We start from the raw sequence: 11,016 nt of genomic DNA on the forward strand, positions 1-11,016 counted from the left end.
CGCCTGCCGGCCGTGCTGAAACCGCCTCGATCCGGTGCGATCCGCGATCGAAGGACGATAACGATAGCGAGAGGGAGCAAGGCGTTGAACTGGGCATTCGCCGTAATCGGTTTCGTCGTGGGCGGCATCGCCGCCTTGATCGGGGATTTCTCGGCCGCGAGCGGTGCGCTGCTCGGAGCCGCCGCCGGGTTCGCCATCGGTCGCGCACTTCAGCAACGCCATCCCAGAAACACGCCCGCCGCTCGGGATGCGTTCGCGCTGTCCGCGACATCGCCCTCCGCGCCCTTGCCGCTCGCCGATCGCGTCGCGCGCCTCGAGGCGACCGTCGACACGCTCACGCGCGAACTCGACTCGCTGCGCGCCCAACTGGCCGGCGCGAAGGCCGGTGCGGCGACCGCCGGAAGCGTCGCGCAAACGGTGCCGGCCGGTGCGGCAACCGCGCCGCCGTCGACGCCCGTCCCGCCACCGCCGGTACAGCCCGCGCAACCTGCCGCCGCACGAGCAGACACATCGGCCGCCGCCTCGATCCCGGCGCCTGCCGCGACGCCCGCGCCGGCCACCGCGGCGCGTCCGGCCGTACCCGCGTCGGCTCCCGTCGGCCCGACGGCAAGTCCCGCCGCCGCACCCGCCCGCCCTGCCCCGCCCGCGCCGCGCGAACCCGGCCTCGTCGACCGCGCATTCGGCGCCGCGCGCGACTGGCTGCTCGGCGGCAACACGGTCGTGCGCGTCGGCATCATCGTGCTGTTCTTCGGCGTCGCGTTCCTGCTCAAGTACGCGGCCGACAACAACATGCTGCCGATCGAATTCCGCCTCGCGGGCACCGCGCTCGCCGCGGCCGCGTTGCTCGCGATCGGCTGGCGCGTGCGCGCACGCCGCGCCGCGTACGGCCTCGTGCTGCAAGGCGGCGGCATCGGCATCCTGTACCTGACGATCTTCGCCGCGACGAAGCTTTACGCGCTGCTTCCGGTCGGCGCCGCGTTTCCGCTGATGGTCGCGGTCTGCGCGCTGAGCGCGTTCCTCGCGGTGCGGCAGAACGCGCTGCCGCTCGCGTTCATGGGCAGCGCGGGCGGCTTCCTCGCACCGGTGCTGCTGTCGACGGGCCAGGGCAACCACGTCGCGCTGTTCAGCTACTACGCGCTGCTGAACGCCGGCATCTTCGCGATCGCGTGGTTCAAGGCATGGCGTCCGCTGAACCTGCTCGGCTTCGTCTTCACGTTCACGATCGGCTCGGCCTGGGGCGTGACGGCCTACCGTCCCGCGCTGTTCGCGAGCACCGAGCCGTTCCTGATCCTGTTCTTCCTGATGTATGTCGGCATCGCGCTGCTGTATGCGCTGAAACGCGAAATCGCGTTGCGGCACTACGTGGACGGCACGCTCGTGTTCGGCACGCCGATCGTCGCGACCGCGCTGCAGGCGTCGCTCGTGAAAGGCATGCCGTTCGGGCTCGCGTGGAGCGCGGTCGCGCTGTCGGCGTTCTACGTTGCGGTCGCGGCCTGGCTCGCGCGGCGCCGCGACCGCCTCGGGCTGCTGTTCGAATCGATGCTCGCGCTCGCGGTGATCTTCGCGACGCTGGCCGTGCCGCTCGCGTTTTCGGGGCCGACAACGAGCGCCGCGTGGGCGATCGAAGGCGCGGCCATCGTGTGGCTCGGCGTGCGCCAGAAGCGTCTGCTGCCGTTCGGCTTCGGGTTGTTGATGCAGATCGCCGCGGCCGGCGCGTTCTTCACGAGCCTGCTCGGGCCGGCCGACGCCACCGCGCTGCCGGTGCTCAACAGCCCGTACATCGCGATGCTGCTGATCGCGCTCGCCGGGCTGTTCACCGGCTGGTGGCTGCACGGGCGCGACGAAGCGCGCGCGTGGCACGCGTGGATGCCGGAAATCGGCGTCGCGGCCGCTGCATGGGGGCTGCTGTGGTGGGTCAGCGGCGGGCTGCACGAGATCCTCGTCCATGCAAGCCGCCACGTCGATCTGCATGCCGACCGCTTCGTCGTCGACACGACCGCGCTGTTCGCGGCCGGCACCGCGTGGCTCGCGCACGTCGCGCGCCGCAAGCTCGCGTGGCCGCTCGCCGAATGGCCCGCGCTCGCGCTCACGCCGGTGCTGGCGCTGCTCGCGCTGCGCGCGTTCGATGCGCATGAAGCCCCGCTGTCGGGTATCGGCGCATTCGCATGGCCCGTCGCCGTCGGCGCGGGGCTTGCATTACTGTGGCGGCAGGCGCGCGGCCCGGCTCGCGCCGATGCCGGGAGCGGCACGGTGCCATCGATTGCCGCCGGCATCGTCGCGCCGCTGCATACGCTGATGTTCTGGACCCTGTGCGGGCTGCTGTCGCTCGAAGGCTTCTGGCGCCTGCGCGCGTTCGTCCCCGAAGGCGCATGGAGCTGGAGCGCATGGGCATACGGCTTCGGCGCGCTGCTCCTGCTCGTGTCGGGCCCCGGCGCGCGGCTGCGCTGGCCGGTCGCGGCGTTCCCGCGCGCGTACCAGGTGTGGGGCGCCGCGCCGCTCGCCGCGCTGCTGTGGTTATGGAGCATCGCGAGCACGGTCAGCGACGGCAGCGCGGCACCCCTCTTCTGGCTGCCGCTGCTCAATCCGCTCGACATCGCGCAGTGTCTCGTCTTCGTCGCGTTCGCCGCGTGGCTGCGCCGCCTGAAAGCGCTCGGCGTCGCGTGGCATCCGCGCGTGGTCGACTATGCGGCGATCGCGACCGTGTTCCTGTGGTTCAACGCGCTGATGCTGCGCACGCTGCATCACCGCTTCCACACCGGTTACGACCTCGACACCGTGCTGTCGTCGTTCGGCATCCAGCAGGTGTTCATGGTCGGCTGGAGCCTGTTCGCGTTCGCCGGGATGTGGCTGACGCGCCGCGACGGCATCGCCCGTATCTGCGCATTCGCGTCGCTGCCGCTGATCGTAGTGATGTGGATGTGGACCTTCTATGCGAACTTCACGCAGGACGGCGGAAGCTGGGCGCGCGTGCCGCTCTTCAACCCGCTCGATCTCGTGCTAGCAGTCGTCTATGCGCTCGCCGCGTCGTGGTTCATCCGCGCGCGCAAGCTCGGCGGGTCGTTCGGCAAGTATCGCGTCGCGCTGCTGAGCGCGGCCGGCGCCACCGCGTTCCTGTGGCTGAACGCGATCCTGCTGCGCACGCTGCATCACTGGGCAGGCGTGCCGTACGAATTCGGCGCGATGGCGGAATCGACGCTCGTGCAGGCCTCGGTATCCGTGTACTGGACGCTCTGCGCGCTCGCGATCGCGATCTGGGCCACGCGCCGCGGGCTGCGTCCGCTGTGGTTCGTCGGCGCCGCGCTGCTCGCGCTCACGGTCATCAAGCTGTTCCTGTTCGACCTGTCGCACGTGACCGGCATCGAGCGCATCGTGTCGTTCATCGGCATCGGCGTGCTGCTGCTGTTGATCGGCTATTTCTCGCCGCTGCCGCCGAAAGCCGCCGCACAACAGGACGAGCAGTCATGAAGCGACTCGCCGCCCTGCTCGGACTGAGCCTGCTCGCGTCGTTCGCGGCGGCCGACGGCATGCCGGACGTCGCACGCGTGACACATCGCTTCGCGCTCGACCTCGACGGCAGCGCCGCGTATTACCAGCTCACCGTGCCGCAGCGCGTGTATGCGGCGAGCCGGCGCGACGATCTCGGCGACGTGCGCATCTTCAACGGCGCGGGCGAACCGGTGCCGTATTCGCTCGACGCCCCCGCCGCGACCACGCCCGCAGTGCCGCCGACGCGCACGCCGGTGCACTGGTTTCCGCTGCCGCCGGCCCGCGCCGACAACGGCGGCGCGCCGCTCGGCGTGACGGTCGGCCCGGACGGCGCGCTGCGCGCGGCAAGCGCCGCGCCGGCGCGCACGAAACATGGCACCGATCTCGTCGACCTGTCGCATACGGACGGCACCATCGACGCGCTGCTCGTGCATGTGGGCGACGACCGCTACCAGGGACGTGTCGCGATCGAAGCGAGCGACGACCTGCGCAGTTGGCGGTCGCTCGGCAGCACGCAACTGCTGAAAGTCGGCCACGGCGACGACATGCTGGTGCAGGAGCGTATCGCACTCGAAGGCGCGGCGCCCCGCTACCTGCGGCTGGACTGGCTCGACGACGCACCCGCGATCGCGTCGATCGACGTCGAGACGCATCCGCGTGACGCTCGCGGAACCGATACCGCGTCCGTGCCGCGCCAATGGCGCAACGCCGTGCGCGTGCGTGCCGGCGGTACGGCCGGCGAGTATCTGTTCGACACCGATGGCGCCTATCCGGTCGATCGCGTGCGCATCGACCTGCCGCAACCGAATACGGTTGCGCGCGCGACGTTGCAGAGCCGCTCCGACGCGCAGGTGCCGTGGCGCGACGTCGCGGGCGCCGTGCTGTTCCGGCTGCAGGGCAAGGCCGGCGAGCAGCGCAATCCGCCGCTCGAGTTCGCGGCGAATACGGACCGTGCATGGCGGATCGTCGTCGACATGCGTAACGGCGGGTTCGGCGGCGGGCAGCCGGCCGTCGCGATCGGCTGGCATCCGGCCGCGCTGACCTTCGTCGCGCGCGGCACACCGCCGTTTACGCTCGGTGTCGGCAACGCGTCGCTCGTGTCGTCGGCGGTGAGCCGCGAGGCGCTGCTGGTCGGCATGGCGCCCGAAGTGCGGCCCGCACGGGTCGGCGCGGCACTGCCGGTATCGGCGGTCGCGCCGGCGCCCGCCGATACCGACGCGACTCGCCGCTTCGTGCTGTGGGGCGCGCTGGTCGTCGCGGTCGGCGTGCTCGGCACGATCGCGTGGCGACTCGCGAAAGGCGGCGGCGACTCGCGCGGCCGCGACGCGTGACGCCGCGCGTCTTTATGCAGCGTTTATTAGGCACGCCCGTTTCTTTCGACGGTCGCAACGCGTAACTGCGTACAGTCGTCGCATCGGAACCATGACGCGACGACATGCAGGAAACCTATCCATTGCACGACCGGCCGGCACTGCGCACGCGTCCGTGCCCGACGCTGCCGTTGAAACGGCTTGCGCTGCTTTTCCCGTTCGCGCTGTCGCTGTCGGTCGCGCTGCCCGCGCACGCCGACGACGCGCCGGCCGTGCCCGTGACCGCCGCCAGCACGCCCGCCGCGTCGCCGTCGCCCACCCTCGACACGATCGTCACCGCACTGCGCAACCGCTTTCACGTCGCGTATGCCGAAGCCTGCACGATCGCGCGCGCGGTGCAGACCGAATCGGACCGCTACGGGCTCGCACCGGCGCTGCTGCTCGCGATCATCGCGGTCGAATCGGGCTTCGATCGCCACGCGACCAGCGTCGCGGGTGCGCGCGGGCTGATGCAGGTGCTGCCCGCCGCGCACCGCGACCTCGTCGCGCATGTGAAAGACCTGTCCGATCCGGCAACCAACGTGCGGATCGGTGCGGCGATCTTCCGCGGCTATCTCGACGATGCGGACGGCGACATCGAAACCGCGCTCGTGCGCTACAACGGCGGCACGAAACGCTATGCGCAGCGCGTCGCGCTGCGCGTGCGGCAATTCGATGCGCAATTGCGCCGGTCGAACGGCACCCCGGCCAATGCACTGCGGACGGCCGCTAATCCCTGAGCGCGACGCGCGACACCAGGGGGCGCCGAAAGCGTCTTCGCGGCCCCGCCGTGTTTCGCGCTGTGCGGTAATGCAGCCGGCGCTTCGACCTGGATGAACAGCGCGGCGCTTCGAGCAAGCGTCGGCGGGATGCTGCCGACGTACGTGCAAAACATCACCGGATGGCGGAACAGCGCACGCGGCGCGAGTCATGTCACATGAGCCACATGAGCGAGAGGCATGGTGGGCGTCCTCTTGCCGGTGCGTCGCGCGACGGCTGCCTGCGTGCAACCGCACGAGCCGCGTCCGGGTTCCATACGACCATCTTATGAAGGTTCGCGTGAAGACCGCGGCAAAGGATCACGCCAGCGCATAAAAAGCGCGTAAACGTCCGTTCGCCGCGACGCGGCGGGGGGTATCGAGGGCCGTACACGAGCGGGAGCGCCACACTCCGCTCACGTGACGCCTACGCGGCAAAAACCGGAAAGGGAACCGGGGCGCGGCGCTCAGCCGAACGTGTAGCGCCCGTGCTGGCGCGGCCGCCACGGCGACGAGCGGCAGCTTGCGGCGCCGGCCGCACGACGCGCGGCCCAGCCCGCGCCGCGGCGCACGTGCAGATCGCGCCGGGCCACCGCGGCCACGCGCGACGGCAACCCATACGCAAGACGCCGCACGGCCGCGACCCGTGCGGCCAGCCGCGACACCGGCGACACACGCCGCGCAACATGCGCGACGGGCCGCTTGCAGAGAATCGCGCTGTCGTAGCGCTTGCCGGCAAAACGCATCACGTCGACGACCTCGAAGCCCTGCGCGCCGTAGAACGCCAGCAAGTGCGCGGCGGGATGCGGCGTATCCAGTGCGAGCAGCGTGTAGCCGCGCAACGCGGCCCACTGCTCCGCGAACGACAGCAGCAACGCGCCGATCCCGCGGCTTTGACAATCGGGGTCCACCGCCACCTGGCGCACGCTCGCGACGCCTTCGCGCCGGTACAGCGAGCATGCCGAGGACGGATCGGTCGCATACAGCGTCGCGGTGCCGACGACGCGCCCGCCACGGACGGCGACGTAGCACTCGCCGGCTTCCGCGCGGCGGCGCGTGACGTCCTCGTCCTGATCGACGCACGTGCAGTTCAGCCCCATCGCGCCGAGCCGCGCGAAGGCGCGATGCAGCATCGGCGTGAGTTGCGCATAGCTGTCGAATGCCGGATCGAAACGCCGTACGACCACCCGGTCGGCGCTCACGAAAGGCGGCGCGACGGAAGGACGTTCGGCGATCGCGTTCCAGGGTATCGACATGGCCATGCTCCGTGATGGGGATGCCCGAAGTCTATGAGCGCGCCAGCCGCTGTCGCAAGAAAAAATGTCGTAAAAGTTTGGGGAAGCGGGCGTGGCGGACGCGATGAAAACGGTACGTCCCGCAACGCCGCACGTGTCGTTGCAAACCCCTGAAATCACACCGATCGTTGTTCGCGCAAGCACCCCGTCACGCGGCGATATCGATGCCGGGCACGCATGCCGTTGACACGTGCGGCGACGCGCTCCAGACTCGCTGCTCCCATACCGCAATGCGAGTGTTCATGGTCACCTGCTTCCTTCGCTACGTCATCGATCCGTACAAGCTCGCCGAGTTCGAAACCTACGGCAAGATGTGGATTCCGCTCGTCGAAAAGTTCGGCGGCACGCATCACGGCTACTTCCTGCCGTCCGAAGGCGCGAACGACATCGCGCTCGCGATGTTCTCGTTCCCGAGTCTCGCCGAATACGAGCGCTACCGTGAACGCTCGATGGAGGATCCGGCCTGCCAGGCCGCGTTCCGCTACGCGGAGGAAACGCGCTGCATCGTCCGCTATGAGCGCAGCTTCTTCCGGCCGGTATTCGAATAACGCGTCACGACCGAAAGCATCGCGCCCCGTTTTCCGGCCATCCTCGATGAACCAAAAAAAAGCCCCGCCTGCATCCGCGCGGCGGGGCCAACCCATGTCAGTAGAGACATCATGGAGGAGACGGATTCATCTTATCGACCTTGGCGCACCGTCCCAACCAAGCATTTCTGCTATCGATTTGCGCGGCCTCGCACACGTTTGCCCCGTCGCGCGGCATATCGATAGAACGAAAAGTCGTTTTCAGAGTGGCGGCGGGGTCGTTACCATCTGGTTTTAAGCCTGTGCTTAGCCGGGCAAGCCATCCCCCAGGAGCGCCCCTTGACTGCATTCGATCAACACCGCCGCCCGTTCGTCGTCGGTATCGGCGGCACCACCCGAGCCGCGTCGTCCACCGAACGCGCGCTGACGTTCGCGCTGCGCGGTGCACAGGCTGCCGGCGCACGAACGCGCCTGTTCGACGGCCCGTTCCTGCATACGCTGCCGCACTACGCCCCCGAACACAAAACGCTGACCGACGCGCAGCGCGAACTGATCGACGCCGTGCGCCAGGCCGACGCGATCATCATCGCGACGCCCGGCTATCACGGCGGCGTCTCCGGTCTCGTGAAGAACGCGCTCGATACGCTCGAGGAACTGCGCGCCGACGAACGCCCCTATCTCGACGGCCGCGCGGTCGGCCTGATCGTCACCGCTTACGGCTGGCAGGCGGCCGGCACCGTGCTCACGTCGGTGCGGTCGATCGTCCATGCGCTGCGCGGCTGGCCGACGCCGTTCGGCGCGACCGTGAACACGCTCGAAACACGCTTCGAAAGCGCCGACGACTGCTCGGATCCGAAAGTCGCCGCGCAGCTCGAGACGGTCGGCGCGCAAGCGGCCGAGTTTGCGCTCGCCTTCGCATCGCATCGGGCAGCGTCGCACGCGGCATCGGTCGATGCGCTCGCCCCCGTGCTGAAGATCGCCAACCAGTAATCTCCGCCGCATTACGTCGCGCGCGCCCGGCCGACAAGGTTCGACGGGCGCGCGCGGCGCGTTTTCCGATGCGCGACCGCCGGCCGCGCACGCCGTCGTCTCCCCTGCGTCGCCCTTCCCCCGCGTCCCCCCTCGATAACGATTCGGCCTGCCGCGTGATTAGCATTGGCCGAAAGATTGGTTCACGGCGCCGGCAGGTTTTCGTACGCTGAAAGTCCGAACTTTCTCCGCGCATGCCATGAACCGTACGATCCGCTACAAGGGCTATGAAGTCGCTCCCGCCGCTGCCCGGTTGCCGAACGGGCTGTTCGCCGCCAACCTGACGATCGAGCGGGCGAGCGGCGGGCCGTCGCCGCGCTCCGTGTCGTTCGATGCAATCGATTTCTTCTTCGAGGAGGAGCACGCGCTCGCCTATGCGTCGCGCTGGGGCCGCCTCTGGGTCGACACCAACGCTTGACGTCCGCCGGGCCGGCGTGCACATGGCCACTCGAAAATACGCGATTACGGAAGCTGTGCAAGAATCTTTCGATCCGCAATCGCATAACAATAGCCATGAGTGACACGCTGCAGGAAGAGCACGCAGCCGCAGATCACGCAATGCGCAACTGGACCTTCGAGAGGCAAGGTCCGGTCCGGATCGGTTCCGATGCGCACATGCAGATGTTCTGCCGCATGCTGCTCGACACACACAATCCGTACAAGCCGGCCGTGATCGACTGGCCGCCGCTCAAGCCCGATGAACTTCGGCGGCTCACGTCGCTGCCGATCTGGGACATCGCGGTGCAAACCGAAGGCCGTGCGTCGATCCGCGTCGCCACCTACGCGGCGACGGTCGGCGATCCGCTGCTGCGCCGCGCGCTCGAGATGGACGGCAACGAGGAAGCCCGCCACAAGGTCGTGCTGTCGAAGCTCGTCGAGGCTTACGGCATCCGGCTCGCGCCGGAGCCGCCCTACCCGGCGCCGACCGATCCCGAATGGTCGTGGATGATGACGGGCTTCAGCGAATGCATCGACAGCTTCTTCGCATTCGGCCTGTTCCGCTCCGCGCAGCGCTCCGGTTATTTCCCGCCCGAGCTCGTCGACACCTTCGAGCCCGTGATCCAGGAAGAAGGCCGCCATATCCTGTTCTTCGTGAACTGGTATGCGTGGTACTGGCGCACGATGCCGTGGTGGCGCCGGCCGTGGTTCTTCGCGCGTGTCGCGGCGGTGTGGGTGCAATTGATTCGCGACCGCATGAACATCGCGCGCGGCATCGATGCGAATGGCGCCGCGCGCGACGCGAACTTCCCGGCGACCGGCACCGCGGATATCGGCGACGCGCTGAACCCGCGCGAGCTGATCGAGCTGTGTCTGGCCGAGAACGACCGGCGGATGGCCGGGTACGACGAGCGCCTGCTGCGCCCGATGTTCGTGCCGCGCATGGCGCGGTTCGCGCTGCGGTTTCTGAAGAAGTAAGACCGGAGGATTGCCCGGTTGCCGGGTCCGGCAACCGGCGATCGCCGCGTCTGCGGAACACCGTCACAGGCACGCTCGAGGTTCGCAAATGCCGCCCCTCGGCCGGCACTCGCTACCGCTACGACCGAATCGCTTTCAGGCCCTGCATTTTCTTGACATGCGTCGTCACGCCAACGTACGTTATGTTGCGCGATGACAGGCCGGCGCTGGCCGTACCGGGGATGTCGCCGCACGCGTCGCGAGAGGGCTGACGGTTCGTGAGTCAGGCCATGGCGCGGCCGGATCGTCAAGCCTCCCATATACTACTCAGGATTCCAAATGAAATCGATTTCCCATGCCGTGGCCGGGATCGTCCTTGCCGGCGCCGCCGGCACCACATTCGCCGCCGGCTCCTCCATCTCGTTGCAATGCAGTTCGCCCTCCGGTGGCCAATGCACCGCCACCGGCACGACAACGCCTTTGAACATCCCGTCGACGAACCTTGTCTTCATGTGGCAAGGCCGCAATATCACGATGACTCCAATCGACGCGCATACGGTCAACGTTCAGTGCCTGACCAATCAGGCCGGGTTGCTGACCGCGCTGGCCGGATCGAGTGCGACGCAGGGGCCGTCCGCCACCGTGGCCATCGACTGTACGCCCGCAGTGAGACCGTGACGGCGGCCACGCTCGTTCGGCAAGTCGGCATGTAGACACAAAGGATCGCCCGTGCTTCCGGGACGGGGCACGGCATCGAACCCGCGTTGTTCCGCCTTGGCCAGCAGTTGTCGGTTTGAAGCTTCGACGCGTCGAGCGCGCGTAGCCGCCATATGTCGCGTCCCCGACACAGGTGTACCCGCCCTTTTTTATGCGGCACACGGGCCAATTGTCACCCCTGATCTGACAATTTGGGGGCCCTGCCGACATGCCCTGCCGGCGCGTTCAACAATCTGTCGTTACCCGACAGGAGACCGCCACAGGGCGGCCTCCCGCCGATTGTCCCGCCCATCCCGCTCCACTTACACGCCGATATCGTCAATAGGACAAATCCGAAAAAGAATGCTTGGGCGCTGATCAATTGCTCCGTAGCACTTTTTTACAACTTTGGCGAACCTGCCGGCCCGGAACGCCCGTCAGACGGGCACCGGCGTCGGCCAGGATGCGCAATTCAGCACAG

General features: G+C 68.3%; 9 protein-coding genes. 8 read left to right on the top strand and 1 reads right to left on the bottom strand.

Annotation, left to right across the window (positions count from 1 at the left end):
* Nucleotides 1–84 precede the first annotated feature (84 nt).
* The 3 genes from AC1VVG_RS17990 (at nt 85) to AC1VVG_RS18000 (ending at nt 5,575) form a co-directional block, all read left to right on the top strand.
* Complete coding sequence (locus AC1VVG_RS17990) at nt 85–3,465, top strand: DUF2339 domain-containing protein (protein ID WP_482835973.1); 3,381 nt, start codon at nt 85–87, stop codon at nt 3,463–3,465.
* A complete protein-coding gene (locus tag AC1VVG_RS17995; protein WP_482835974.1) occupies nt 3,462–4,817 on the top strand; it encodes a DUF3999 domain-containing protein in 1,356 nt (451 codons plus the stop codon). The genes AC1VVG_RS17990 and AC1VVG_RS17995 overlap by 4 nt, the downstream gene beginning before the upstream one ends.
* Nucleotides 4,818–4,921: 104 nt before the next feature.
* Complete coding sequence (locus tag AC1VVG_RS18000) at nt 4,922–5,575, top strand: lytic transglycosylase domain-containing protein (RefSeq protein WP_482835975.1); 654 nt, start codon at nt 4,922–4,924, stop codon at nt 5,573–5,575.
* A 485-nt stretch (nt 5,576–6,060) separates the two neighbouring features.
* Here the strand turns inward: AC1VVG_RS18000 and AC1VVG_RS18005 are convergent, their stop codons facing one another.
* Nucleotides 6,061–6,849, bottom strand: coding sequence for a GNAT family N-acetyltransferase (locus AC1VVG_RS18005; protein ID WP_049028849.1), 789 nt, complete (start codon nt 6,847–6,849; stop codon nt 6,061–6,063).
* A 281-nt stretch (nt 6,850–7,130) separates the two neighbouring features.
* Between AC1VVG_RS18005 and AC1VVG_RS18010 the strand changes: the two genes are divergently transcribed.
* From AC1VVG_RS18010 to AC1VVG_RS18030, 5 genes are all read left to right on the top strand, one after another.
* Nucleotides 7,131–7,436, top strand: coding sequence for an NIPSNAP family protein (locus AC1VVG_RS18010; protein ID WP_049028850.1), 306 nt, complete (start codon nt 7,131–7,133; stop codon nt 7,434–7,436).
* Nucleotides 7,437–7,754: 318 nt separating this feature from the next.
* Nucleotides 7,755–8,405 carry an NADPH-dependent FMN reductase gene (locus AC1VVG_RS18015; protein ID WP_034185998.1) on the top strand — a complete coding sequence of 217 codons (651 nt, stop codon included), beginning with the start codon at nt 7,755–7,757 and terminating at the stop codon, nt 8,403–8,405.
* Nucleotides 8,406–8,643: 238 nt separating this feature from the next.
* Nucleotides 8,644–8,862, top strand: coding sequence for a hypothetical protein (locus AC1VVG_RS18020; RefSeq protein WP_006480563.1), 219 nt, complete (start codon nt 8,644–8,646; stop codon nt 8,860–8,862).
* Nucleotides 8,863–8,957: 95 nt separating this feature from the next.
* Nucleotides 8,958–9,860, top strand: coding sequence for a hypothetical protein (locus AC1VVG_RS18025; RefSeq protein ID WP_034185997.1), 903 nt, complete (start codon nt 8,958–8,960; stop codon nt 9,858–9,860).
* A gap of 318 nt (nt 9,861–10,178) precedes the next feature.
* Nucleotides 10,179–10,517 (top strand): hypothetical protein, encoded by a 339-nt coding sequence (locus AC1VVG_RS18030; protein WP_034185996.1) that lies wholly within the window; start codon nt 10,179–10,181, stop codon nt 10,515–10,517.
* Nucleotides 10,518–11,016 lie beyond the last annotated feature (499 nt).

The organism is Burkholderia sp. L-4, from assembly GCF_056856535.1.

Bases quoted from the DNA above. Each gene is read 5' to 3' on its own strand.
- AC1VVG_RS18025 (WP_034185997.1), top strand. From the start codon at position 8,958: ATGAGTGACACGCTGCAGGAAGAGCACGCAGCCGCAGATCACGCAATG.
- AC1VVG_RS18020 (WP_006480563.1), top strand. From the start codon at position 8,644: ATGAACCGTACGATCCGCTACAAGGGCTATGAAGTCGCTCCCGCCGCT.
- AC1VVG_RS18005 (WP_049028849.1), bottom strand. From the start codon at position 6,849: ATGTCGATACCCTGGAACGCGATCGCCGAACGTCCTTCCGTCGCGCCG.
- AC1VVG_RS18010 (WP_049028850.1), top strand. From the start codon at position 7,131: ATGGTCACCTGCTTCCTTCGCTACGTCATCGATCCGTACAAGCTCGCC.
- AC1VVG_RS18030 (WP_034185996.1), top strand. From the start codon at position 10,179: ATGAAATCGATTTCCCATGCCGTGGCCGGGATCGTCCTTGCCGGCGCC.
- AC1VVG_RS17995 (WP_482835974.1), top strand. From the start codon at position 3,462: ATGAAGCGACTCGCCGCCCTGCTCGGACTGAGCCTGCTCGCGTCGTTC.
- AC1VVG_RS18000 (WP_482835975.1), top strand. From the start codon at position 4,922: ATGCAGGAAACCTATCCATTGCACGACCGGCCGGCACTGCGCACGCGT.